Genomic DNA, 25716 nt, shown 5'->3' with positions numbered 1-25716 from the left:
AGTCCGTTGGCTCGTTACTGGATGATCCGGCTCGTGGATGCACGGTACGCTCCGCCACACCCCGGCGCAATCCATAAGCGTCGATGCCCAGGTTGCCGCGACCGGCGCGTCGACGCCGCGTCGTCCGGGTGGCAACCTGATCGACGCATATAGTGTGCTCTATGCGCAGCCAAGCGGTGATGCCGCTCGACAAGGCGCGCGCCTGGCTCGCCGACGTCATCTCCGGCACCGACCGGCTGCGAATCGAGACCGTCGACGGTCCCCGGGTGGTCTGCGCCGCCGGCCCGGACGGGCTCGAGCGCCGGCTGGACGGCGCCATCTCCGGGCCGGCGATGTTCTGGGCCATCGACCTGACCGGGTTCGTCGCGGTCAACGTCCTGGTCGGCCCGACACCCGCGATGGCGCTCGCGCACAGCAGCGTCAGCTTCCTCGAACCGGCCGAGCCCGGCATCCTGCGGGTGGCGGCCGAGGTGGTCAAGCTGGCCAGCCGCTCGGCGGTGGTGGACGTCCGGGTCAGCGACGGTCGCGAGCACCTGGTCGCGGTCTCGACGCTGCACTTCGCGCTCCCCTCCCGGGCCACCCGGGTCGCGCTGGCCGACGGTCACGCCGAGACGGTGGCCAGATAGTTGCCGCGCTGCCACGGATAGCCCGGTAGGGAGACGACCGCGCGGCCCGGCGGGATCGGCACCGGCTCGTCGGGGTCGAGCGGGCGGACGGCCGGGTGCGCCGAGCCGGCGGCGAGCGCGGTCAGCGCCGGCACCGCGTCGCGCGGCTCGGCGGCGCGTACCCAGACCGCGTGCTTCAGCCGGGTACGTCCGGCGGTGGCGGTGCCGGCGAAGGCGGGATAGTCGCGGTCGGGCAGCGTGCCCAGGTGCTCGGCGTAACGGCGGGCCAGCGCGGCCAGCGCGCCCGGGGTGGCGGCCGAGACCAGGAACCCGGGTGCCGCCGGCAGCTCCACCGCCGGGTCGACCGGCGGGGCCGGGGAGAGCACCGCGTACGCGTTGGTGCCGCTCATCCCGTACGAGCTGGTCGAGGCGCAGTCGCCGAGCCGGCCTTCCCAGGGCACCGGTTGGACCGGGATGGTGATACCGGTCCCGGAGAGGTCGATCCGGGGGTTCAGCGTCCGGTAGTTCGCCTGTGGCGCGATGGTGCGCCGGACCAGGCAGAGGATCGCCTTCACCAGCCCGAGCACCCCGGCCGCCGCCTCGGTGTGCCCGACGTTGCCCTTCACCGAGGCCACGTAGAGCGGCCGGTCGGCGCGGCGGCCCAGCGCGGCGACGATCGCGGCCATCTCGACCGGGTCGCCGAGCGGGGTCCCGGTGCCGTGCGCCTCGTGGAAACCGATCTCCTGCCCGGAGATCCCGGCGGCGGCCAGCACCGAGTCGATGAGTTTCGCCTGCGCCGACATGTTCGGCGCGGTGAAGGCCGGCGTCCGACCGTCGTGGTTGATCCCGGTGCCGCGCAGCACCGCGAGGACCCGGTCCCGGTCCCGGCGGGCGTCGGCCAGCCGCTTCAGCACCAGCATGCCGCACCCCTCGCCCCGGACGAACCCGTTGGCGGCGGCGTCGAACGGGCGCGAGCGGCCGTCCGGCGACAGCGCGCCGGTCTGGTTCACCCAGCGGGTGGTACTGGGCGCCAGGATCAGGTTGACCCCTCCCGCGACCGCGGTGTCGCAGTCACCCGCCGCCAGCGCCCGGCAGGCCTGGTGCACCGACACCAGCGACGACGAGCAGGCGGTGTCCAGCGCGAACACCGGCCCCTGCAACCCGAGGGTGTACGCGATCCGGCCGGCGGCGAAGCTGTGCCCGTTGCCGATCGTCGAGTACGGGTTCGGCTCCCCGGAAAGCCACTGCCGGTAGTCCCGGCCGGTGATCCCGACGAAGACGCCGGTGCCCGCCGCCACCTCGGCGACCGGGATCGCGGCATCTTCGAACGCCTCCCACACCACCTCCAGCAGGAGCCGGTGCTGCGGGTCGATCACCCGGGCCTCCTTCGGCGAGATGCCGAAGAACTTCGGGTCGAAGTCGAACGGGGCGTCCAGGTAGCCGCCTCGGGTCACCATGCCGTCCCACTGCGCCCCGAACGCACCGCGCCGGTCGGCGGGGAGCTCGCTGGTGAGGTCACGGGCGTGCACGACGGCCGACCAGTACGCTTCGAGGCTGCTCACCCCGGCCGGCGCGCGGACGGCCATCCCGACGACGGCGACGGGTGCGCTCACTAGTTCACCCGGTACATCCAGCCGGCGGTGTCGACGGTCCGGCCGTACTGGATGTCCAGCAGGTGCTCGCGGAACTGCTGGGTGTACGTGCCCGGCTTGCCGTCGCCGACCGTGCTGGAAAACTCCTCGCTCTTGAGCCCGACGATCGGGGTGATCACCGCGGCGGTACCGGCGGCGAACGCCTCGGTGATCGATCCGCCGGCCAGCCCGTCGCGCAGTTCGTCCATGTCGATCGAGCGCTCGACCGGCGTGAGCCCGTGTTCGGCGGCCAGCCTGAGCACGCTGTCCCGGGTCACGCCGTCCAGGATGGTGCCGAGGGTCGGGGTGACGAGTTGCTGGTCCCGGGTCACGAAGAAGACGTTCATGGTGCCCGACTCGTCGATGTTGCGCCGGTTCTCCCCGCCCAGGTAGAGCACCTGGTCGCAGCCGTGCTCCAGCGCCTCGAACTGGGGGGCCAGGCTGGCACCGTAGTTGCCGCCGCACTTCGCCGCGCCGGTGCCGCCGATCGACGCCCGGCTGTACCGGGTGCTGATCCAGAGCGTCACCCCGGTGAGACCGTTCGGGAAGTACGGCCCGGCCGGGCAGGCCAGCACGCAGTAGCTGACGTGCTTCGCCGGGCGTACCCCGAGGAACGCCTCCGAGGCGAACATGAACGGCCGGAGGTAGAGGCACTGCTCGCCGCCGTACACCGGCACCCAGGCGTCGTCGGCGCGGACCAGCGCGGCGACGCTCTCGACGAAGGTCTCCTCGTCCATCTCGGGCAGCATCATCCGGCGGGCCGACGCGGCGAACCGGCGGGCGTTGAGCGCCGGCCGGAACAGCCACACGCTGCCGTCGGCGTGCCGGAACGCCTTCAGTCCTTCGAGGATCTCCTGCGCATAGTGCAGTACCGCCGAGCCGGGGTGCAGGGTGAACGGCGCCAGCGCCCTCACCCGGTGGTCGTGCCATCCGGCGTCCGGGGTCCAGACGGCCGTCGCCATGTGGTCGGTGAAGTGCCGGCCGAACCCGGGATCGGCGAGGATCTCCTCCCGGGTCTGCTCCGGAGTCGGGTGGTCGGTGCGGGTCAACGGAAACTGAATAGTCATTCGCAATCTCCCGGCGACGGTGCATCGGTGAACACGGCGACGCAATTCTGCCCGCCGAAGCCGAACGCGTTGGTCAGTGCGGTCCGCACCGGCATCTCCCTGGCCTGGTGCGGCACGTAGTCCAGATCGCACTCCGGATCCGGCTGGTAGAGGTTGATGGTCGGCGGCACGACCCGCTCCCGGATCGCCATGGCGCAGACCATCGCGCCGAGCGCACCGGCGGCCCCGATCAGGTGGCCGAGCATCGACTTCGGAGCGCTGACCGTGACCCGGTCGGCGGCCTCGCCCAGCACCGAGCGGATCGCGACGGTCTCGGTAAGGTCGTTGGCCTTGGTGGAGGTGCCGTGTGCGCAGATGTAGTCGACGGCCTCGGGGCGTACCCCGGAGCGCCGGAGGGCCTGCCGGATCGCCGCGGCGGCGTGCACCCCGCCCGGCCGGGGCGCGCTGACGTGGAAGGCGTCGGAGGTCAGCGCCCCGCCCGCGACGGCGGCGTACCAGGTCGCGCCGCGCCGCCGGGCGTGTGCGGCCGACTCCAGGACCATCACGACCGCGCCCTCGCCGAAGACGAACCCGTCCCGGTCGGCGGCGAACGGCCGGCTGGCGCCGGTCGGGTCGTCGTTGCGCTCCGACATCGCTCCCATGCTGACCAGGCCGGCGAACATCACCGGCGTGATCGCCGCGTCGGTGCCACCGCAGACGACCACGTCGGCCTCGCCGGCCCGGATCAGCCGGGCGGCGTCGAGCAGCGCGTAGGTGCCGCTGGCGCAGGCCAGCGCGCTGGCGTTGACCGGGCCGTGCGCGCCGAGGTCGATGGCGACCTCGCAGGCCGGCATGTTGGTCAGCGAGGCCGGCACGAAGTGGGCGCCGGGCGCGGCCGGATCCGGCCCGGTCAGCCTGCGGGTGGCCGCCTCGACCGTGTCGAAGCCGGCGACCGCGGCGTTGACCACCACGCCGACCCGCTCGGCCAGGTCCGGGTCGATGGTGAGCGCGGCGTCGGCGACCGCCTCCCGGGCGGCGACCACCGCGAACTGGCTGAACCGCGCCATCCGGCGCATCCGCTTGGCGGTGAAGTGCTCTTCCGGTACGAAGCCGCGCACCTCGGCGGCGATCCGGGTGGCCAGGTCGCCCGCGTCGAACGCGGTGATCGGGCCGACGCCCGACTTACCGGCGAGCAGGCCCTGCCAGGTGCTGTCCCGGTCGAGGCCGAGCGGCGTGACCGCGCCGATGCCGGTGATGACGACGCCGTCCCCGATCATCCCGCGAGAACTCCCGTTCCCCACCGACATCCCTCCAACTACTCAGCGCACACTACCGGTCGCCACAGGTGCACCTGAGATCGACCCACGATAATGATTTCGAGCCCCGTCCGCTCACCCGGGCCGCCCGGATCCGGTGGCGACGACGGTGGCGTCCCGCCACGCGTCGAAGCCGGCGCCGATCCGGCGGACCGGCTCGCAGATCACGTACTCGGCCGGCGCCACCAGGCCGGGCCGGCCGGGCAGCGCATCGAGTACCCGCCGGTGCAGTTCCTCGGGCGAGATCCATCCGGCGGCGACGTACGCGGTCAGCTCCCGGGTGCCCCGGGGATCGACCCGGACCGGTGCGAACACCCCGGTCGTGGCGCCGCCGGCGGCCTCGCGTACCAGCTCCGCGACGTCGTCGGGGCGGACCCAGCCGTCCGGGGTACGCACCCAGTCCGGGCCGCGCCGGGCGGGCGTCATGCCGACCCTGGCGGCGATGTCGGCGGACCGGACCTCACCGGTGACCGCGTCGCAGAGCAACGTCTCGATCCCCCGCACGATCACCTCGCCGAGCACCCCCGGCAGGTACGCCGTGTCGACCAGCAGCCCGAGCCGGCACACCCCGCCGCCGGGGTTGCTGGCGGCGACCATGAACTTCATGTCGTGTTTGGACAGCGGGTCGAGCCGGGTGTACCGGGACTCCCGGCGGAGCCGGTCGAGCCGCACCGCCGGAAGGTCCGGGCTGGCCGGCGGCCAGTCGTTGCCCCGGTGCCCGTTGTTGAAGTACGCCGACAGGTCGAAGCCGACCCCCCGCCGCCGGCCGGTCTCCGCGAGCAGGGCGTCCAGCGCGACCGGGTCGTACTGGGCGCGGCGGTAGGCGTCGAAGGCGGGACGGTGCACCTGCCGGACGGTGTCGAGCAGATCGGTCTCCGGCACCGGGAACGCCAGGAAGGCGTCCTGGGCGTTGATCGCGATCAGCTCGCGGCTGCGCCGGTCGAGCCGGTTGCCGGCGATCAGCTTGAGTACGCAGGTGTGGTGGCCGTTGTACGCGGTCAGGATCATCGCGGTCAGCCCGAGCAACACGCTGGAGAAGGACGTCCGGGTGCGCGCCGCGAGCCAGGACGCCGCCTCGGCGGCCGCGACGGAGTCCAGCAGGTGCCGCTCGATGGGGTGGTCGCCGGTCTCCGCCCGGGGCAGGTCGAACATCGAGGCCGGCGACGCCGACAGGGCGTCTTCCCAGTGCCGCAACGCGAGTCGGCCCTGCCGTTCGCCCTCGGGTGAGGACTGCAGGACGGCCTGCTCGACCGGCTGGAAGCCGGCAGCGGTCGGTCCGGCCGGCGCGCCGGTCGGCGCCGCCCCGGCCCCTTCGCCGACGTGGCCGGGGCCGGAGCGGGAGCGGTCGGGCAGGGCAACCGGGTTCGGCCACCGGTCGTCCGCGGACTCGGCCGCACCCGCACCCGCGCCGGGGTGCAGCTCTCCCGGCTCGTCGGCGAACTGTTCGCGCAGCAGGTCGACCAGGGTGGTGAACGCCCAGCCGTCGAGGGCCAGATGCGATCCGGCCAGCGCGATCCCGGTCACCCGGCCGGCCCGGTCGACGGTCCAGCCGAGCCGGAGCGGCCACTCGACCTCGTGGTCGAAGGCGGCCTCGGACAGCCGCGCGGTCAGCTCGTCGAGGACCCGGGCCGGGTCGGACCTGTCGCCGGCCACGGTGATGCCGAGGCAGCCCTCGGCCGCGACCCGCTGCCGGGGCCCGTCCGAGGCGTCGACGTAGTGGCTCCGCAACGCCTGGTGACGCTCGACCAGGGTACGCAGGGCTGCCAGCACCCGGGCCTGGTCGGCCGGCGCGGCGAGCACCAGCGTACCGGTGAGGTTGAACTGGCTCGCCTCCTTGCCGAACCACTGGATCGGTCCCCACATCACCCGCTGGGCCCAGGTCAACGGCGCGGTGGCCGGCTCGCCCGCGGCGAACTCCAGACGGACGGAGTCCGGCCCGGTCGCGGTACCGGCCCGGCCGGTCCCGGTCACGTCAGTCACTCGGATTCTCCCGCTCGGGACGTTCCGGCTCGGCTGTCCGCACCGGCCGGCGCTCCGGTGCCGGACTTCGGGGTCAGCCGCAACGGCAGGTGGTCGAGCCCCCGGAACGCCGGACTCTGCACCTTGACCAGCTCGCCGATCAGTTCGATGTCGTCGGTGCGCTCGATGAGCAGGCGCAGGAACGTCGCCGCCTGGAGCCGGGCCAGGTGCGCGCCGACGCAGGTGTGGATGCCGGCGCCGAACCCGAGGTGGCCGTCGGTGACCCGGTCGATCCGGTACCGGTTGGGGTCCGGGAAGCGGCGCGGGTCCCGGTTCGCCGCCGCGAACGACAGCTCCACCCGGGCGTCCTTCGGGATCCGGGTGTTGCCGACCACCACGTCGGTGGTGGCGGTCCGGAAGACGTTCTGGACCGCCGGATAGAACCGGGCGGTCTCCTCGATCGTCGCCGGGATCAGCTCGGGCCGCTCGCGCACCATCCGGAACTGGTCGGGGTGGTGCAGCAGGGCATCCACCATGCTGCCCAGGAAGTGCGTCATCGTCTCCTGGCCGCCGACCAGGAGAGTCAGGCAGAGCCAGAGGATCTCGTCCTCGCTCACCCGGTCCTGCTCCACCGCGAAGAGCTTCGACACCAGGTCGCCCCGGGGCGCCTGGGCGCGCCGCTGTTCGAGGACGCCACGCAGGAAGCCGGTGAGGCCGGCGACGGCGGAGAGCGTCTGCTTGGCGGCCTTGAGCCGGAGTGCCGACTCGGCGGGGTCGTCGGGCTCGAGTTCGGCGGGCGGCCCGACCCGGGCGTTCGGGATGAAGCTCTCCAGCACCCCGGCGGTGAGCTTGAGGGTCGTGAGGTCGTCGCCCGGTACCCCCACGATGGTGGTGATGACCCGTACCGGCAGCGGGATCATCGCCTGCTGCACGATGTCGACGTCGCCCATCGCCAGTGCCTCGTCGAGCAGCTCGGCGCAGGCCCGCTCGATGAAGGTGCGCCAGACCTGCACACCGCGGGGCGAGAAGGCGTGCCTGATCAGCCCGCGCAGCCGGGTGTGGTCCGGCTGGTCGATGCCGAAGAGCACCGGCAGCGCCGAACGGTGGTAGGCGATCCCCTCGGCCGAGGAGAGGCCCGGGTGGTCCTTCGCCGCCGCGCGGACGTGGTCGTAGCGGATCACCAGCCACATGTCCCGCTGCTCCAGGTACAGCGGCTCCTCGTGCCGGAGGAGTTCGGCGTACGCCGGGTACGGGTCGTCCATGGCTTCCGGGGAGAACGGGTCGAACTCCCCGGTGTACGTCGCACTGGTCACTGCGATCTCCTCCCTACCTGGGTCGCGCAGGATCCCGCCGCCCTGCTCATCGGTACGCCTTGGCCTGCAGGTCGAACATCTCCGCGTACCGGCCGCCGGCGCCGACGAGTTCGGCGTGGCTGCCGACCTCCTCGACGCGGCCGTCGGCGAGTACCACGATCAGGTCCGCGAGCCGGACGGTGGAGAAGCGGTGCGACACGAAGACGCTGACCGCACCGGTACGCCGGCCGACCCGGGCGGCCTGCTGCCGGTAGCGTTCGAACAGCGCGTGTTCGGCCTCGGCGTCCAGCGCCGCGCTCGGCTCGTCGAGCACCACCAGCAGCGGATCGTCCCGGATCAGCGCCCGGCCGAGGGCGAGCTTCTGCCACTGGCCGCCGGAGAGTTCGACGCCGTCGGCATAGCTCTTGCCGAGCGGGGTGTCCAGGCCCGCCTCCAGCGCTCCGGGGAGGTCGCCGGCGCCGGCCCGGTCCAGCGCGGTACGCACCGCCGCCTCGTCGTCGAGCCGGGGCAGGTCGCCGAGACCGACGGTGCGCCGGGCCGGCAGCTCGAACCGTACGAAGTCCTGGAAGCCGGCCGCGATCCGCTCGCGCCAGTGCGGCGCCGACAGCTCGGCCAGGTCGACGCCGTCCACCAGGATCCGGCCGGCGGTCGGCCGGAGCAGACCGCAGATCAGCTTGACCAGGCTGGTCTTGCCGGCGCCGTTCTCGCCGACCACGGCGACCGTGCTGCCGGCCGGCAGGTGCAGGTCGAGGTCGGCGAGCACGGTCCGGCACGCACTCGGATACCGCAGGGCGACGCCGACCAGCCGGATGCCGTCGCGCAGCCGGTCCGGCGCCGGGGCGAGGGTGCCGGGCGACCGGGCGGGAGCCGGCTCGTCGGCCCGGACCAGCTCGTGCACCTCGTCGAACCGGTGGTAGACGCTGCGCAGCCGCTGGAGGTCCTGCAACACCCCGACCGCCGCGGCCACCTGCTGGTTGACCTGGGCGGCGATCGCGATCACCAGGATGACGTCACCGGCGCTGCGGCGGCCGGCGACCGCGTCGCGCAGGATCACCAGTACCGCGGCGATGTAGCCGGCCGCGAACGCCGACTGGCCGAGCATCCGGACCAGGCTCGCCACGGTCTGGCTGCGGCACAGCCGCCCGGTGGCGTCCTGCCACAGTCCACGGTGCCGGTGCCGTACCTCGTCGGCCAGGCCGAAGACCCGCAGCTCCTTGCCGGCGGCGGCGGAGGTGGCCAGCCGGAACAGCCCGAGCGCCCGCCGGGTGGTCTCGGCGGTGGCCTCACGGCTCCGGTCCACCATCCGCTCCGCCCACCTGCCGGCCAGCAGCGGCGGTACGGCGACCAGCGGCAGGAGCAGCAGCAGCGGGTGCAGCGAGCCGAGTACCGCCGTGGTCAGCGCCATGGCGACGGCCAGCCCGACCCCGGTCAGCACCGCCTGGAGACCGACCCGCAACTGCTCGATGTCCTGCTCCAGCACCGCGACCTTGTCGGCGAGTTCGGGCCGCTCGTGGTGCGCCATCCCGGACGACCCGTTGGTGGCCGCCATCAGCTCCTGGTGCAGGTGCAGCACGTCCAGTTCGGAGAGTTCGAAGTAGGCGATGTGCGCGAAGTGCCCGAGGGTGAGCCCCGCGATCAGCAGCACGGCCACGCCGATCCCGGCCAGGCTCGCCGCCAGCGGGCGCCCGGCGCTCGCGGCGTCGAAGAGGGTACGCAGCAGCACCGCCACCAGCGGCCAGGCCGCCGCACCGGCAACCACCAGGGCCAGCGCGGTGACCGCCTTGCGCCGGTCCTGCCGCAGCGACGTCCGCCACAGGGTCCAGGCGGCCGAGGGCAGTCCTCGACTCATCCGACCCCCCGCTCTCCGGCGGTACCCACCGGGGTACGGCCGGGCCCGTCGCGGAACCGTGCCGCCTGGAGTGCGAAGAGCCGGGCGTACCGGCCGCCCCGGCGCAGCAGTTCCTCGTGCGTACCCTCCTCGGCGACCCGCCCCTGCGCGAGTACGACGATGTGGTCCGCCCGGCGGACGGTGCCGAACCGGTGCGAGATCAGCACCTTCGTCACCCCGGCCGTGGCGGCGACCACCTCGTCGAAGAAGCGTGCCTCGGCCCGGGCGTCCAGGCTCGCCGTCGGTTCGTCGAGCACGATCACCGAGGCACCGTGCCGGACGGCGAACAGCGCGCGGGCGATGGCCAGCCGCTGCCACTGGCCGCCGGAGAGCTCCACCCCGTCGCGCAACTGGCTGCTCAGTGGCGTTTCCAGGCCCAGCGGAAGTGCGTCGAGCGCGTCGAGGATGCCGGCGGCCTCGGCGGCGGCCCGGATGCCGGCCCGGTCCCCGGCGTACTCGACGGCGCCGAGCGCGATGTTGTCCGCCGCGCTGCTCTGGTGGCGCAGGTAGTCCTGGAAGATGACGGCGAGGCTCCGCCGCCAGCGGGCCGTCGGGATATCGTCGATCGGGCGCCCGCCGACCGTGATCCGGCCCGAGTCCGGGATCGCCAGCCGGGTCAGCAGCTTGACCAGGGTCGTCTTGCCGGCACCGTTGAGCCCGACGATCGCGGTGCAGGCCCCGGGGCGCAGGGTCAGCTCCAGGCCGGTGAAGACCGGGGTGGCCCGGTGCGGATAGCGGAACGACACCGACTCGAAGCTGATCGCCGCCGGGACGGCCGGTTCGGTGCCGGGCCGGGCCGCGAGCGCCGGGGTGGTGCCGGTCGGTCCGGCAGCCGTAGCCGGTGCGGCGGCACCGGGCGGTCCGGTGGCCGTGGTCGGGTCGGCCGAGGCGCGCATCCCGGCGTCGAAGTCCCGCACCGCCCGGTAGGCGTTCATGCCGAACTGGGTCTGCACGTCGGCTTCCGGATAGAAGTCACCCAACTGGATCGCCGCCAGGGTGGCCTGGACGACCAGTGCCAGTTGGGTGAGGTCGACCTGCCCGGTCGCCCCGCTGCGGCCCAGCGCGGCGAGCAGCGCGACCACGACCAGCAGCCCGAGCGCGGTGTACCCGAAGTAGGGCTTGAGGTAGACCCGGCGCCGCTCCGCCCAGACCGGACGCATCCAGTCCAGGTACGCCGACCGGTACTGGTCGCGCAGCCAGGGCAGCAGGCCGAAGATCCGGATCTCCTTGGCCGCCGGCAGGCCGGTGGCGACGCCACGGAAGTAGCTGAGCTTCCGTACCCGGGGCACGATCGAGCCGTATATCGCCGCGTACTTGCGCAGGCCGCCGCGTTGGCCGTGCCGGAACACCAGGACGGCGACGAGCAGCCCGATCCCGGCCGGCCAGGAGAAGACGGCGCCGACCACGGCCGCGTACCCGGCCAGTTGCCCGTAGCGGGCGACCAGGGCCAGCATCCCGGCGCAGGCCGCTCCGGGGCTCTGGATGCCGTGCTCGACCTCGCGGGACGCCTCGGTGAGCTGGTCGAGCCGGGCCTGGTCCTCCAGCGGCGCCATGCTGACGCTGTTCAGCGCGGCGTCCATCAGCTGGTCCGCGACCTCGCCGTCGATCCGGCGCTGCACCAGCAGCCCGGTCGCGACCTGGAGCTGCGCCAGCACCTGCTGCGCGCACAGCGCCCCGGCCGCTACCACGAACGCGGTCACCAGCCGGTCGAAGGCGGCCGAGTCCACCCCGTCGCGGACCGCGGCGGGCAGCCGGCCGACCAGCAGGCTCGTCTCGACGACGAACAGCACGGGTGCGGCGGCCAGCAGCAGGTTGTTGAGTATCGCGACGGTCACCGCCGGCCACCCGGCCCGGGGCAGCAGCCGCAGGATCCGCCAGCGGTCAGCAGCGACCCGCCGGAGCACCCCGAGCGCGGATTTCCGCTCCGAACTGGTCATACCTGCTCCTCGACCCGGTCTCGTGCGCGGACCCGGGAGAACGCGTGCGCGGCGGCGTAGCCCTCGTCGAACGCCCGGACGGCGTCCAGCCCCGAGGTGTCCCGGGCGCCGCCGACGACCCGGTACCAGACCCCGGTGCGGCGTACCGTCGCCGTCAGAACGTCGTTGCGGAGCTGGCCCGCGGCGATCACCACCGTGTCGGCAGGTACCGTCCGGGGCGTCCCCTCGGCGTCGACCAGGTGCACGCCGTCGGCGTCGATCCGCAGGTCCCGGACTCGCGGCACGATCCGCACCCCCTGGTCGCGCAGGGCCGCGAGGATCGCCCAGCGGGTCGACCGGCCCAGCCGGGGTCCGAGCCGGTCACCCCGGTGCAGGACCGTCACCTGCCGGGCCGGACGGTCCGGGGCGGGATGGCTGGCCAGGTGGGCCAGGTCGACCGCGACGCCGCCGCCGCCGATTACGACCACCCGCTCCGCCAGCGCCCCGGCAGAGAACGCCGAGGCGTAGTCGCGCACGTGTGGCAGGTCGGCACCGGGGATCGGTACCGGTCTCGGCAGTACCCCGGTGGCCAGCACGATCCCGTCGTAGCGGCTGAGCAGCCCGTGGTCGGCGGCGGTGACCGGCCGGCCGGTGCGGATGTCGCCGCCGAGCCGGGTCAGCTCCGCGACCAGGTAGCCGATCGCGTCCGCGTAGTCGGCCTTGCCCGGCACCCGGCAGGCCAGCCGGAACTGGCCGCCGACGTCCCGGTCCGCCTCGTAGACCGTTACCCGGTGCCCGGCCAGCGCCAGCCGGTGGGCGGCGGTCAGCCCGGCCGGGCCGGCGCCGAGCACCGCGACCGTGCCGGGCCGCCCGCCGTGTTCCGCCGCCGCCGGCACGGGCTCGCGCCCGACGGCCGGGTTGACCATGCAGGAGACCGGGCTGTCGACCAGGGAGCGGTCGATGCAGGCCTGGTTGCAGGCGACGCAGACGTTGACCGGCAGGCCCCGACGGCTCCGGTCGACCAGTGCCGGATCGGCGAGGAACGGCCGGGCCATCGAGACGAACTCCACGGCGGTACCGGCCAGCACCGCATCGGCCTGGGCCAGCCGGGCGATCCGGTTGCTCGCCATCACCGGTAGCGCGCCGACCGCCGCCTTGATGGCCGTGGCGACCGGTACCCAGTGCGCCGGCGGCACCATCGCCTGCACGGTCGGGGTCGGCGACTCGTGCCAGCCGACCCCGACGTTCAGCGCGTCGGCCCCGGCGTCGGCGAGGGCGCGGGCGAACCGGAGTACGGTCTCCCGGTCGGTACCGCCGGCCATCAGGTCGTCCCCGGTCATCCGCATGACCACCGGAAAGTCGGGACCGACCGCCTCCCGGACGGCCCGGACCACGGCGACGCCGAACCGCATCCGACGCACCGGGTCGCCGCCCCACTCGTCGTCGCGCTGGTTGGTCAGCGGGGAGAGGAACTGGTCGACGAGGTACCCCTCGGAGCCCATGATCTCCACCGCGGCGAAGCCGAGCTCGCGGGCCTTCACGGCGCCCCGGGCGAAGTCCCGGACGGTGCGCTCCACCTCGGTGCCCGGCAGCGCCTCCGGAAGCTGCCGGGAGAACGGGCTGAACACCGCGGACGGCGCGACCGGCCGGGGGCCGGCCCGGCCCGGCTTGGCGTACCGGCCGGCGTGGAAGAGTTGCAGGGCGAGCAGGCCACCGGCCTCGGCCACCTCGGTGGCGACCCGGCGCAGCCGGTGCCGGAACGCCGGGTCGGTCAGCACGCCGTACCCGGCGCCGCCGGCACCGGCCGGGCTCACCGCCGCACCGCCGGTGACCATCAGCCCGGCACCGCCCCGGACCCGGGCCAGATAGAACGCGGCCAGCGCCGCTCCCCCGTCGTCCCGGGTCTCCCAGCCGAGGTGCATGGCGCCCATCACCACCCGGTGCGGCAGCACCAGCGCTCCGATCCGGCCGGCCCGGAAGACGTTGTCCAGGAAGGTCATGTGAGTGAACCTTTTTCAACCTCCCCTTGCGGTCCGTCCTGGCCGCAGGCGGAAGTCGGCACGGGCACGCCGCGCTGTTCAGGTTGAGAAAGGTTCAGCGGGGCGCTCAGGTCCTGGGTGAACGGCGGGGCGACGATCGACAGGCCGCCATCGACCACCAGTGTCTGCCCGGTGACGTACTCGGCCGCCGGTGAGAGCAGGAACGCGACGACGCCGGCGACCTCCTGGGGGCTGCCCATCCGGCCCTTCGGGATCCGGGGCAGCACGGTGGACAGCGGTGCCATCCCGGGGACGTTGTAGAAGTACTCGGAGGACTCGGTCTCGATGATGCCGCCGTTCACCGCGTTGACGTTGATGCCCCGACCGGCGAACTCGACGGCCATGTAGCGGACCCACGCCTCGATGGCGGCCTTGGCGGCGCCGAGGTTCGCGTACGTGGGATAGGCGCGGATGCTGCCGTAGCTGGAGAGCGCCACGATCCGCCCGCCGTCGCGCATCAGCCGTACCGCATGCTGGGCGCCGAGCACGAAGGAGCGGGTGTTCATCGCGTAGGAGCGGTCGAGGTGGTGCTGCTTCAGGTCGAGGATGTTCTTGAAGGAGCTGGCCGCCGCGTTGCAGACGAAGAAGTCGAGCCGGCCGAACTCCGCCTCCACCGCCGCGAAGAGCCGGTCGACCTCCTCGGGCTGCTCGACGTCGGCGGCGACGGTGAGCGCCGTACCGCCGAGCTGGGTGATCTCCTTGCGGGTCTGCTCCGCCAGCTCCGCGTTCTTCTTGTAGTTGACCACCACCGTGCCGCCGCCCCGGGCCAGGGTCAGCGCCAGCGCCCGCCCGATGCCGCGCGAGCTGCCGGTGATCAACGCGGTCGTACCCTGATAGCTGGTCACCGGATCCCTCCCAGGATCTCTCGGGCGATCACGGTCTTCTGGATCTCGTTGGTGCCCTCTTCGAACCGCTGGGCGCGGGCGTCCCGGTAGACGCGCTCGATCGGGCTGCTCTCCCAGTAGCCGATGCCGCCGTGCACCTGGAGCGCCTTGTCGGTGACCCGGGTCAGCATCTCCACCGCGACCAGCTTCGCCATCGAGGAGAGCGCCCCGGCGTCGGGCTGGCCCGCCTCCCACCGCCGGGCGGCGTGCAGGGTGAGCTGCCGGGCGGCCTCGATGTCGGCGGCGTTCTCGGCGAGCGCGAACGACACCGCCTGGCGGGCCGCCAGCGGCTTGCCGAAGGTGATCCGCCGGCCGGCGTGCGCGACCGCCAGCTCCTGGGCCCGGCGGGCCAGGCCGACGCAGGTCATCGCGACCCCGATCCGGCTCGGGGTGAGGAAGCCGCCGAGCGCGACCGCCAGCCCGGCGCCCTCCTCGCCGAGCCGGTTCGCCACCGGTACCGGCGCGCGGTCGAAGATCAGGTGCGCGTGGTCGGTGCCGCGTACGCCCATGGTGTCCGGCATCGGCTCGACCCGTACCCCGGGCACCTGCCGGGGCACCATCAGGGCGACCGTGCCGTCCTTGCCGCTGGTGCCGGCGAGCCGGGCGAAGAGCAGCCAGTAGTCGCAGCTCGCCCCGAAGGTGATCAGGTGCTTCTCGCCGGAGAGGTGGTAGGTGTCGCCGTCCCGGACCACGCTGGCGCGCAGGTCCGCCCCGGTGCCGGCGGTCGGCTCGGTGAGCGTGAACGCCACCCGCAGGTCCCCGGCTACCTGCGGCAGCACGAACCGCTTGCGCTGCTCGTCGGTGGCGAACTGGTCCATCGCCCGCCAGACGCCGTTGCAGACGTGCACGATCATCCGCATCGAGGCGTGCGACATCGAGAAGAGTTCGAGCAGTTCCAGGTAGCGGCTGAAGGAAAGGCCGGCGCCACCGTACTCGGCGGGGGCGGCCAGCCGGAGGTAGCCCCGGTCGCGCAGCTCGGTCCAGAGTTCGGGTGGGACCGCACGGGTACGTTCGATCGTCGCCGCGTACTCCTCGCCGGGTCCGCGTACGAAGGACTCGACCTCGCGTACCAGGGTCGCGAACGAGGGGTCGTCGTTGCCGGTCACTGCTCCTCCTCGCCGGGTGTGTCGCGCAGCCGCTCCCGCAGCACGAACTTCTGCACCTTCCCCACCACGTTGCGGGGCAGTTCGGGCACGGTCTCCAGCCGTTCCGGCCAGTACTGCTTGGCCACCCGGTGCTCGTCCAGGAACTGCCGAAGCTCGGCGAAGGTGACCGGCTGCCTCGGTACGACGAAGGCGCAGGCCCGCTCGCCGAGCCGCCGGTCCGGCATCGCGACGATCGCGACCTCGCGGACGGCGGGGTGGCCGTGCAGCAACTGCTCGACCTCGGCCACCGGGATCTTCTCGCCACCCCGGTTGATCACGTCCTTCACCCGGCCGGTGATCCGGACGAAGCCCGCCTCGTCGATCACCGCCAGGTCGCCGCTGCGGTACCAGCCGTCCGGGGTGAGCGCCGCCGCCGTCCACTCCGGATGGTCCAGGTAGCCGGCGAAGAGGCAGTTGCTGGTCACCTCGAAGTTGCCCTCCGCCCCGGCCGCCAGCACGTTGCCGTGGTCGTCGGTCACCCGCAGCCGGACCCCGCGCAGCGCCCGGCCGTCGGTACCCCAGGCCCGGGCGGGTTCGTCGGTGGGCGCGGAGAGCGAGCCGAGGCAGGACTCGGTGGAGCCCCACGCCCCGCAGACGGCCGCCTCCAGGGTCCGGGTGGCCCGCTCGGCGAGCGCGCGCGGCACGGCGGCGCCGGTGGCGACGAAGACCCGCAGGGCCGGCGGCGGCTTGCCGCCGTCCTCGACCGCCTCGACCAGGTCGGCCAGGAACGGGGTGGCGGCCTGCACGAAGGTGCCGCCGGTGCGGTGCAGCGCGGCCAGGGCGGCCGGGCCGTCCCAGATCGGTTGCAGCACCGCCGGGGCGCCGAGGACGAAGCCGAGCCACATCCCGTAGAGGAAGCCGGTCTGGTGGGCCAGCGGCGAGGGGATGAAGAGCCGGTCCTCCGCCGTCAGTCCGAGGTGCCGGGCCTGCATGGCGGCGGCCCGGGTCAGCGTCGCCATCCGGTGCAGCACGCCCTTCGGCTCTCCGGAGGTGCCGGAGGTGAAGAGGAGTTGCGCGAGGGCGTCCGGGGCGGGTGCCCTCGCGGCCAGGGTCGCGGGGTGCGGCCGCTGCCGGGCCAGCGCCTCGGCGAACCGCTGCCACCGCACGCCGCCGGTGGGGGCCGGCAGCGGACCGGTGCCGCCGACCACGAGTACGTGGGCCACCTCCGGCGGGGCGAGCCGGTCCAGCACCGACACGGTCTCGGCGACGTACGCCCGGCCGCGGAACTCGGCGCAGATCACCAGTACCCGGGCCCGGGACCGGCGCAGCAGCGACTCGACCTCCCGCTCCCGGAAGAACGGCATCAGCGGGCAGCAGACCGCCCCGATCCGGGTGGCTGCCAGCGCGAGCACCACGAACTCGGGCCAGTTCGGCAGTTGCCAGGCGACCACGTCGCCCGGGGCGACGCCGAGCTCCAGCAGCAGGGCCGCCGCCTGGTCGGCCCGCCGGTCGAGGTCGCGCCAACTCAGCACTCCACCGGGCCGCCCCGGCGACTCGACCTCGACCACCGCGTCGGCGTACGGGCGCTCCCGGGCGTGCCGGCGGACCAGCTCGGAGACCGGGGTCGCGGCCAGCCGGGCCGGCGTGGGCAGGGCGGGCCGGCGCGGGGTGCGGATGACGCGGGAGCGGTCCACCGACATGTTCAGGCCGATCGAGTTCATCTGGTCGAGGAACTGCGGATCGGAGATCCGGTGCGCGTTCGGATAGGTCAACCGGCTCTGCCCGCCGGCCCGGGTGGCAGCCACCGCCAGCGCCATCAGCACCCGGTGGTCGTTGAACGACGACAGGTCCGCCTCGCGCAACCGGGGGACGCCCTCGCAGACCAGCCGGTCGCCGTCCAGCCGCAGCCGCCCGCCCATCCGGTTGAGTTGCAGCATCGCCGTGACCCGGTCGGACTCCTTGAGCCGGACATGCGCGACGTGTTCCAGTACGGTGCTGCCGTGCGCGTGCGCGCCGAGCACGCTGAGTACCGGCAGCATGTCCGGCACGGCGCGGCAGTCGACGCGTACCGGATCGAGCCTGGACCCGTCGTGCCGGACCCGGAGGAAGCCGGTCGCCGGGTCGCGCAGCAGCGGCAGCCCCATCACCCGCAGGCTCTCGAAGAGGTCGGCCTCCGGATGGTCGAGTTCGCCGGGGGCGACCGCCGGCAGGTTGCGGAACAGCACGTCGGACGGATGCAGGGCGGTCGCGGCCAGGCCGAACGCCGCCGCGCCGACGTCCGGCGGCAGGTGCACCACCGCCGGGGTGGGCCGCTGTCCGGGCTCGATCTCGAACCGCCGCCCGCCGCCGTGCACCGCCACGTGCAGGCCGAACCGTCGCATCATCGCGATCGTCAGGTCCACGTAGCTGCGCTCGTTGAACGGACCGACCACCTCGACCACGGTCGGGCCGGTCGCGAACGCGCCGACCAGCAGCAGACTGGAGATCCACTGCGAGAGGGTGCCGGGGATCTCCACCCGGCCCCCGGCCGGCGGGCGGGCGGCGACCCGGATCGGCAGAAACCCGTCCGCCGACGTGATTTCCACGCCGATTCCGGCCAGCGCGTCGAGCAGCGGCCGGATCGGCCGGCGCCGGAAGTACTTCTGGCCGGTGATGGTCACCGGTGTCTCGGCCAGTGCGGTCAGCCCGGTCAGGAAGTACAGCGTGGTGCCGGAGCTGCCGACCGAGATGTCCGGGCGGCGCGGTCGGTAGCGGCCGCCGCGTACCAGAAAGGTGTCGCCGGTGACGGTGACCGAGGTGCCGAGGTCGCGCAGGGCCCGGATGGTGTGCTGCACGTGGCCGGCGCCGCAGCCGCCGTGGATCCGGCTGGTCCCGTCGGCCAGTGACGCCAGCATCAGCGCGCGGTGGGCGTGGTACTTCGACGCCGGTACGTCGAGTTCGCCCACCAGCGGTTCGCTCGTCCCCTTGACGACGAGACGCACGTTCCCTCCCCGCAGTATGTGGTCAGCCGGCCGTGGCGTCCGGCCGCGACGCCGTGCTGCCGGCGGCCGGGTCGACTCCGCCGAACACGGCGTGCATCCCGCCGTCGGCGTGCACCACCTGCCCGGTGGTGTGGCGGGACAGGTCCGAGAGCAGGAAGAGCACGGCCCCGACCACCCGGGTCGGGTCGGCCCGGTCCCAGCCGAGCGGCGCCCACCGCTCGTACTGCTCGGCGAGCGCGGCGAAGGTGCCCACGCCGCGCGCCGAGACCGTCTCGATCGGGCCGGCGGCCACCAGGTTGACCCGGATGCCGGACGGTCCGAGGTGCATCGCCAGATAGCGGGCGATCGCCTCCAGTGCCGACTTGTAGACGCCCATCCAGCCGTAGCCGGGTAGCGCCCGGGCGGAGTCGACGGTCAGCCCGACCACCGCACCACCGCCGGGCGCCCGCGCCAGCAGCGGCGCCAGCGCGGTGCCGAGCTGCTGGAACGAGTACGACGATGCCCGGAACCCGTCGAGCACCTCGCCGGCCGGGGTGCTGCCGAACCCTGGGCCGAGCGCCTCCGGCGGTGCGGCGGCGATGCTGTGCACCACCCCGTCCAGGTGCCCCCAGCGGCGTTCGACCGTGGCGGCCAGCGCGTCGACGCTCTGGTCGGACATGACGTCCAGCTCCAGCACCTCGGGGCGGGACGGCAGCAGCTCCGCCACCTTGCGGGTGATCCGGGCGACCCGCCCGTACGAGGTCAGCACGACCTCGCAGTTCTCCCGTTGCAGCGCGGCCGCCACGTGCCAGGCGATCGACTCGTTGTTGAGGACCCCGGTGACCAAATAGGTGTGTTTGTCCAGGCTCAGCAGCGAGGTCAACGCGACACGCCCGCCACGATCCGCTCGACGAGTTGCCCGATCGTGACGTCAGCCAGCTCGCTGCGCGGGATCTCCACCTTGTATTCCTTGGCCACCATGGCCATCAGGTCGGCGACGTCCAGCGAATCGATGTCGAGCTTGTCGAACTTGGCGTCCAGGGTGATCGCCTCCTCGTCGACGCCGAGGTCGATCAGCTCGGCGCGCAGACGCTCCTCGACGGCGGAGGCGGTGACGGAGGTCGATGGCGAGGACATACGCGGGCTCCTTCGGTCGGATCGGGTGGCTAGGCCGCCATCGGTGCGCGGCGGGCGAAGTTGGCGGAGTGCAGTTGCGCCCAGTACCACTGCCGCCAGTAGCTCTCGGCCAGGTCCAGCCAGGTCTCCAGCCGGCCCACGTCGTCGAGGAACCGGTTCATGCTGACCAGCAGCCAGCTGTAGACGCCCTGGCTGTCCCGGCAGTCGGCGCAGTTGCCGGAGGTGCAGCAGAACTGGAGGGTCTGGTAGTCGGCGCCGTAGACCGCGAAGCCGTCCAGCACCGGGTTGCCGTTGCGGATCCGCTCGGCGTGGTCCGGGTGGTCGACGCTGATGCTCGGGCAGACGTCGTAACCGAACTGCCCACCCCAGTGGGTACGCCCGGAGATGAGCGTCTCGATGAAGTACGGGTGGCTGACCACGGTCTCCGGATAGGACTCCTTGACCCGCAACGCCTCGTCGAGGGTGCGCTGCTCGTTCTCGATCCGCAGCGCGTGATCGCTGCCGTGCGCGGAGTAGAAGTTGAAGGTGACCTGGTTGCCGTTGTCCCGGATCGCCCGCACGGTCGGCTCGACGTACTGGAGGCCCTCCTCGGAGAGCGCGAAGACGAAGATCACCCTCGGGTCGTTGCGGTAGTGCCCGAGCGCGGTCTCGAAGAGCCCGGAGAAGGCCGAGCCGTTCACCCGGTACCCGCGCAGGGCGTCGTCCAGCGGGCCGCCCCCGAACAGGCTGATCGCGACCGCGACGCTCTCCAGCCCGGCGCGCGGTACCGGCCGCAGCCCGTTCGTCGAGATGGTGATGTACGGCAGCCGCTCGACGAACGGCGCGATCCGCGCGGGTACCAGCGTCGGTTCCCCGCCGATCAGGGTCGCCTGGGTGACGCCCCGGGCGACGAGCGAGTCGACGAACTCGGCGATCAGCACCGGGTCCGAGGTCTCCCGGACGGCGCCGTCGAAGCCGCCCTCGAAATACCAGCATCCCTTGCAGCGGATGTTGCAGGTGGTGGTGAGGTGCACCTCGCAGGCGCTGACCCGCAGCCCCATGTCCCGGACCACCTGGAGCCGCTCGGCCAGGTCGGGACGGCCGGCCAGCAACGCGTGCAGTTTGGCCTTCGCCTCCCGGCGGGACGGTGTCCGTGGATTGATCACGATCGGCGTGGGCATGGCACGACGTCCTTTCGGGGTCCTCGGGTCCGGCTGATCGGCGCGCGGGGTGTTCCTCCTCGACCTCCGCCCGCGGTCGGTCGTGGCCGCAAGCGGCAGGTCGGGGCGCGTGCGCCGCGCGCTGTTCAGGCGGGAAGGTTCAGTCGGGCACGACGAGGCCGAGGGCGTGGATGCGCGGGGTCACGGTCTTCTCCCACTGCGCCAGCGCCTCGGCATTGGTGGTCCTGCGCAGCCCGTACCGGACCGCCCGCTTGGCGCGCTCGGACTCCGGCGTGCCGAAGAGGTCCCGGAAGACCGGCCAGAGCCGGTTCAGCCCGGCCTGCAACTGCGCGCGCCCCTCCTCGGTGGTGGCCAGGTTGCGGCACACCCGGGCGCCGTGCGCGATGTGGATCTTCTCGTCGAGGATGATCGTCCGGACGGCGTCGGCCCAGGGCTTGTAGCTGCCCTGCGCGAACTCCTTGATCATGATCAGCGCGCTCTCCTCGCCGATGTAGGAGTAGATCCCCCGCTCGGCCCAGGTCGTGCACTGGTGCAGCCGCTTGTCCGCGAAGAGCCGGCGTTCCTCGATCGTCTGGCTCTCCATGTGCGAGGTGTCGATGCCGATCTCGGCGAGTACGCGCTTGCCGATCTTGTAGTGGTCGTACTCCTCCGCCGCGCGTTCCGCACACACCTGGCGCTCCTCGGCGTTCGGGGCCAGCGGCAGGAACATCATGGTGTAGTCGTCCCCGCCGGAGAGCTCGCCCTCCGTATTGATCATGATCTGGCTGATCAGCGCCTTCTGATAGCCGCGAGGCATGCGCTTCAGCTCTTCAGGAGTGCGGACTACGACTTCCTCGTCGTCGAAGATCTGGACTGACATGGAGAACCACCTCGCGTCGACAACCACACACTATTGGGACCAAAAAGGAATCTGCGTTCCCGTCGCTAAACGTTGCTGTAACTTGTCCGCCACACCGTTTTTACAGATGTCCCCCGTTTCTCCGGACCGCGGTCGCCATACCGCTCAGGTCAGGTGTGCGATCGCCAGTCGCTGGACCTCCGGTCGCTGGATCTTTCCGAGTGGCGTACGCGGAAAGCTGTCGACGCCGATCTCCTCGACGGCGACGAACCGGCGCGGCACCTTGAAGGTGCTGAGGTTCCTGCGCAGCGCGCCGCGCCACTCGTCGTCCCGGGCGACCGCACCGGGGAGCAGGCGGTAGACGAGCACCAGCTCCACGCCGGTCACCGGGTGCGGCAGGGCGGCGACCACCGCATCCTCGACGCCTTCGAGCTGGGGCACGACGTTCTCGATCTCGGCCGGATAGACGTTCTCGCCGCTGACGATGACCATGCTGTCGATCCGGTCGACGATGGACAGTTCGCCGTTCTCGTCGAGATGTCCCAGGTCACCGCTGCGGACCCAGCCGTCGCTGCACCGCTGCCGGGTCAGCTCCGGCGCGTTCTCGTACCGGGTGAAGATGCTCGGGCCGCTGAGCAGCACCTCGCCGTTCTCACCGGCCGGAACGTCGCGGCCCGCCGGGTCGACCACCCGGACCTGGGCGAACGACACCGGCGCTCCGGCGGTACGCGGCTCGCCCGGCTTGCGGTCCCGCGGTTCCACGGTGGTCAGCGAGGTCATCTCGGTCATCCCGTACACCTGGTAGACCGGGATGTCGAAGGTGCTCTCGAACCGGTGGATCAGTTCCGGGCTGAGCGCCGAGCCGCCGGCCAGCACGCCCTTGAGCCGGCTCGCGGCCGGTCGTTCCGGGCGTTCGACCAGGTTCGCCAGGTAGGCGTTGACCACCAGGGTCCAGGTGGGGTGGTAGCGGTCCACATAGTGCCAGAACCGCACCATCGCCAGCTCGGAGCGTACGCAGGCGGTCCGGCCGCCGGACCAGAGCGGGGTCAGGGTCGGAAACCCCTGGCCGCCGGCGTGGAACAGCGGAACGACGTTGAGCAGGACGTCGTCCGGTCCGGCGTCCGCCCAGTGCACCATCGCCAGCGAGTTGGCGAGCAGGGCCCGGTGGGACAGCACGACCCCCTTGGGGGTACCCGTGGATCCCGAGGTGTAGACGATTTCGGCGTCGCCTCCGCCGTCGGCGCCGCGACCGGCCAGTTCCCCCCGGTACGCCGCACCCCGGGCCAGGATGTCGGCGAGGACCGCCGCCTCGTCGTCGACGGATCTCCAGGGCAGGTCGGCCCGCAGCTGTGCCGCAGCCGACGCGGGTCCGAACCCGAACACCGGCCCGGAGTGGGCCAGGAGTGCGTCCAGTTCACCCGCCCCGGACTTCGGGTTCAGCGGCACCAGGGTGCGCTGCGCGGCGATGACGCCGAGGAACAGCAGCGCCGCCAGGGGCGAGTTGTGCATGACCGTCGCGACCCGGGCCCCCGGCGGCACGTCGTACTCGTCGAGGAGCGCGGCGCAGCCCCTGGTGAAGGTCAGCACGTCCGCGAAGGTGACGGCCGGGCCGCCCTCCTCGGCCGGCAGCAGGTACGGCCGGTCGCCGTACGCCTCGGCGGCGCCCGAGACGAGGTCGAGCAGGTTGGTGGTGACCGCGGGATCCGGCTCGGCCAGCGGGCTAGGCGGCGGCATGGGGTTTGCCACGTCGGGTGGCTCCGGAGACGACGTCGCAGAGGCGGTTCACCGTGGGGGTGTCGAAGATGACGTCGACGACGTCCACCCCGTAGGTCGTCTCGACCCGGGTGACGATCTCGACCGCGGCGACCGAGTCCATGCCGAGTTCGATCAGATCGTCGTCGGGTCCGAGAGTAGACCGATTGAGCACTTCCGTGCAGATCGATGTCATCTGTAGTTGCAGATCGCTCGTGGTCACTTAGGGCGGTCTCCATGTCATTCCACGGGGCCACCGCGACGTTGCGACAGCGGACTTCCCTCACCTCGGGTACTGGTCGGGAACATACCGACGACTTCCATGGGCTGTCCAGGAGGGGATTATCGTGCCACCGACACCGGCACCACGCCGTACGGTACGCGCCTTTAATTCGTTTACGTCGATGTATAATCGCGCCCATGACACGGGGGCGGGGAAAGATCGAATTAGTGCTTACCGACGAGGAACGGGCCTTGTTGATCCGGGGTGCCCGCGCGGCACACTCCACGCAGGCGTACGCCCTGCGCTGCCGGATCGTGCTGGCCTGCGCCGACGGCGCCACGAACACCGAGGTCGCGGCCCGGTTCGACGTCTCACTGCCGACGGTAGGCAAGTGGCGGTCCCGGTTCGCGGCGCAGCGGATTGCCGGGCTCGCCGACAAGCGGCGCGCCGGCCGGCCGTCGGTCGGGGCGGACCAGGTCGAGCAGGTGCTGCACGCCACGTTCGAGTCGATGCCACAGGACGCCCGGCGCTGGTCGCGGGCGTCGATGGCCGCGCACAGCGGACTCTCCCCGTCGACGGTCGGGCGGATCTGGCGGCGGTTCGACCTCAAGCCGCACGTCCAGGACGGGTTCACCCTCGCCACCGATCCGGCCTTCGTGTCCAGGGTCGTCGACGTGGTCGGCCTCTACCACAACCCGCCGGACCGGGCGGTCGTGCTCTGCGTGGACCCGAGACCCCCGGGGCGGGACCGACACCGCCCCCAGCCGGCCACCCCGGCGACGCCCCGACATCCGGCTGCGGACCTCTGGCGCCCCGGCCCGGCCAGCCGGTTCGGCACGTTCGACCCCGTCGACGGCATCGTGACCGGTCAACGGCAGCGCCGTAACCGGGGCGTCGAATACCGGAGGTTCCTCGTCGCGATCGAGCGGGCCGTCCCCGCCGAGTTGCAGGTGCACGTCGTCTGCGACAACCAGGACCTCCACCGGACGCCGACGGTCGGAACGTGGCTGGACCGGCACCCCCGGTTCCACGTCCACTTCACTCCGGCCGGCTGGTCCTGGCTCGACCAGGTGGAACGCTGGTTCGTCCTGGCCGTCGAGGACCTCCTCGGCCCCGGCGGTCACCCGGGCCGGCGCCCTCGCAACCGAGACGTCCGCCGATGGGTCGCCACCTGGGCCAAGAGCGCGGAACCCTTTGTATGGACCAGAACCGCCGAAGACATCCGCAAGTCACTCGCCAAATTTCTTGAAAGGACTTCCGACGCGCCGGCCGCCGCCGAGTGACTGGTCAGGATGCCCGCGCGGCGCGGGCTAACCGACATGTGAGACGGCCTCGACGGTACGACTGGGCCGGCACCCGGGGGTGGAGACGCCGCTGGCCGGGTCCCCGTGGTGGGGACCCGGCCAGCGGGTGTGTCGCTTGCTTGTTCGTTCGTTAGCTGTTGTTCCAGGTGTTGGCGACCAGGTCAGCAGCCTGGTCCTCCCACTGCGCGTACGCGTCCGGGTACGCCGACACCTGCACCTTCTGCGCCGCGGCAGTCAGCGGCAGGTCATGCCAACCGTCAACCTGGCGCAGTCCCTTCAGGAACGCGGTGGTCGAGTACTCCGGATCGGTGATCTGCTCCGGCGTTCCCCAACCCGACGACGGACGCTGCTGGAACAGCCCCTGCGAGTCGTGGTCGTTACGGTCACCCAGATGACCCAGGTTCTCCAGCTTCGACTCCTGAAGGCTGGTACCGACCGCGATCACCGCGGCACGCTCGTCCAGACCAGCCTTCTTCGTGGCCTTCACGATCGCCTTCACATTCTCGGACTGCTCACCCGACAACGGAATCCGGGACTGCTCACCCCGGACACCATGCGGCACGAGCTTGTCCCGCGACGGCTTACCGCCCTTACGGTCCTTGTCGCTCTTGCTCTTGTCACTCTTATCCTTGTGGTCCTTGTCGGCCTGCATGACCGACT

Annotated in this window: 20 protein-coding genes; 2 read left to right on the top strand and 18 right to left on the bottom strand. The window is 72.4% G+C overall.

What is annotated here, in order from left to right; genetic code table 11:
- Positions 1-161 precede the first annotated feature (161 nt).
- A complete protein-coding gene (locus R6Y94_RS17820) occupies positions 162-626 on the top strand; it encodes a PaaI family thioesterase (protein ID WP_318396992.1) in 465 nt (154 codons plus the stop codon).
- On the opposite strand, the gene R6Y94_RS17815 is transcribed toward R6Y94_RS17820, so the two are convergent.
- The 17 genes from R6Y94_RS17815 to R6Y94_RS17735 all read right to left on the bottom strand — a co-directional run bounded on the left by R6Y94_RS17815 (position 602) and on the right by R6Y94_RS17735 (position 23752).
- Entirely contained in the window at positions 602-2218 is a 1617-nt protein-coding gene (locus R6Y94_RS17815; protein WP_318396991.1) for a polyketide synthase, read from the bottom strand. The genes R6Y94_RS17820 and R6Y94_RS17815 overlap by 25 nt on opposite strands.
- A complete protein-coding gene (locus R6Y94_RS17810) occupies positions 2218-3303 on the bottom strand; it encodes a branched-chain amino acid aminotransferase (protein WP_318396990.1) in 1086 nt (361 codons plus the stop codon). The genes R6Y94_RS17815 and R6Y94_RS17810 overlap by 1 nt, the downstream gene beginning before the upstream one ends.
- Entirely contained in the window at positions 3300-4559 is a 1260-nt protein-coding gene (fabF, locus tag R6Y94_RS17805; RefSeq protein ID WP_318396989.1) for a beta-ketoacyl-ACP synthase II, read from the bottom strand. The genes R6Y94_RS17810 and fabF overlap by 4 nt, the downstream gene beginning before the upstream one ends.
- Before the next feature lie 114 nt (positions 4560-4673).
- Entirely contained in the window at positions 4674-6578 is a 1905-nt protein-coding gene (locus R6Y94_RS17800) for a hypothetical protein (protein WP_318396988.1), read from the bottom strand.
- Positions 6575-7870: a cytochrome P450 gene (locus tag R6Y94_RS17795; RefSeq protein WP_318396987.1), complete on the bottom strand. Its 1296-nt coding sequence runs from the start codon at positions 7868-7870 to the stop codon at positions 6575-6577. Before R6Y94_RS17795 ends, R6Y94_RS17800 begins: the two co-directional genes overlap by 4 nt.
- Positions 7871-7916: 46 nt before the next feature.
- Entirely contained in the window at positions 7917-9719 is a 1803-nt protein-coding gene (locus R6Y94_RS17790) for an ABC transporter ATP-binding protein (protein ID WP_318396986.1), read from the bottom strand.
- The gene (locus tag R6Y94_RS17785; RefSeq protein ID WP_318396985.1) at positions 9716-11695 is read right to left on the bottom strand and encodes an ATP-binding cassette domain-containing protein; all 1980 of its coding nucleotides are present in this window, start codon (positions 11693-11695) and stop codon (positions 9716-9718) included. The genes R6Y94_RS17790 and R6Y94_RS17785 overlap by 4 nt, the downstream gene beginning before the upstream one ends.
- Positions 11692-13674 (bottom strand): FAD-dependent oxidoreductase, encoded by a 1983-nt coding sequence (locus R6Y94_RS17780; RefSeq protein ID WP_318396984.1) that lies wholly within the window; start codon positions 13672-13674, stop codon positions 11692-11694. Before R6Y94_RS17780 ends, R6Y94_RS17785 begins: the two co-directional genes overlap by 4 nt.
- Positions 13671-14558 (bottom strand): SDR family oxidoreductase, encoded by an 888-nt coding sequence (locus R6Y94_RS17775; protein WP_318396983.1) that lies wholly within the window; start codon positions 14556-14558, stop codon positions 13671-13673. The genes R6Y94_RS17780 and R6Y94_RS17775 overlap by 4 nt, the downstream gene beginning before the upstream one ends.
- A complete protein-coding gene (locus tag R6Y94_RS17770; protein ID WP_318396982.1) occupies positions 14555-15703 on the bottom strand; it encodes an acyl-CoA dehydrogenase family protein in 1149 nt (382 codons plus the stop codon). The genes R6Y94_RS17775 and R6Y94_RS17770 overlap by 4 nt, the downstream gene beginning before the upstream one ends.
- Positions 15700-18663, bottom strand: a complete 2964-nt coding sequence (locus R6Y94_RS17765; protein WP_318396981.1) for an AMP-binding protein — start codon at positions 18661-18663, stop codon at positions 15700-15702. The genes R6Y94_RS17770 and R6Y94_RS17765 overlap by 4 nt, the downstream gene beginning before the upstream one ends.
- 22 nt (positions 18664-18685) lie before the next feature.
- Positions 18686-19525 carry an SDR family oxidoreductase gene (locus R6Y94_RS17760; protein ID WP_318396980.1) on the bottom strand — a complete coding sequence of 280 codons (840 nt, stop codon included), beginning with the start codon at positions 19523-19525 and terminating at the stop codon, positions 18686-18688.
- Positions 19522-19779 (bottom strand): acyl carrier protein, encoded by a 258-nt coding sequence (locus R6Y94_RS17755; protein ID WP_318396979.1) that lies wholly within the window; start codon positions 19777-19779, stop codon positions 19522-19524. Before R6Y94_RS17755 ends, R6Y94_RS17760 begins: the two co-directional genes overlap by 4 nt.
- Positions 19780-19808: 29 nt before the next feature.
- Positions 19809-20939, bottom strand: coding sequence for a 4Fe-4S cluster-binding domain-containing protein (locus R6Y94_RS17750; protein ID WP_318396978.1), 1131 nt, complete (start codon positions 20937-20939; stop codon positions 19809-19811).
- 139 nt (positions 20940-21078) lie between these two features.
- Positions 21079-21798 (bottom strand): Phenylacetic acid catabolic protein, encoded by a 720-nt coding sequence (locus tag R6Y94_RS17745; RefSeq protein ID WP_318396977.1) that lies wholly within the window; start codon positions 21796-21798, stop codon positions 21079-21081.
- A 144-nt stretch (positions 21799-21942) separates the two neighbouring features.
- On the bottom strand, positions 21943-23511 hold the full coding sequence (locus tag R6Y94_RS17740) for a class I adenylate-forming enzyme family protein (protein WP_318396976.1): 1569 nt from the start codon (positions 23509-23511) through the stop codon (positions 21943-21945).
- Positions 23498-23752 carry an acyl carrier protein gene (locus R6Y94_RS17735; protein WP_318396975.1) on the bottom strand — a complete coding sequence of 85 codons (255 nt, stop codon included), beginning with the start codon at positions 23750-23752 and terminating at the stop codon, positions 23498-23500. Before R6Y94_RS17735 ends, R6Y94_RS17740 begins: the two co-directional genes overlap by 14 nt.
- Positions 23753-23949: 197 nt before the next feature.
- Here R6Y94_RS17735 and R6Y94_RS17730 point away from each other — a divergent pair, with 197 nt between their 5' ends.
- On the top strand, positions 23950-25035 hold the full coding sequence (locus tag R6Y94_RS17730; protein ID WP_318396974.1) for an IS630 family transposase: 1086 nt from the start codon (positions 23950-23952) through the stop codon (positions 25033-25035).
- A 151-nt stretch (positions 25036-25186) separates the two neighbouring features.
- Here the strand turns inward: R6Y94_RS17730 and R6Y94_RS17725 are convergent, their stop codons facing one another.
- Positions 25187-25708, bottom strand: coding sequence for a hypothetical protein (locus tag R6Y94_RS17725; RefSeq protein WP_318397233.1), 522 nt, complete (start codon positions 25706-25708; stop codon positions 25187-25189).
- Between the last annotated feature and the right edge of the window lie 8 nt (positions 25709-25716).

It is taken from the genome of Plantactinospora sp. KLBMP9567 (assembly GCF_033446045.1).
GTDB lineage: Bacteria > Actinomycetota > Actinomycetes > Mycobacteriales > Micromonosporaceae > Plantactinospora.
Note: the sequence above shows the minus strand (reverse complement) of the source record. Positions and strands in the feature narration are given on the sequence as shown.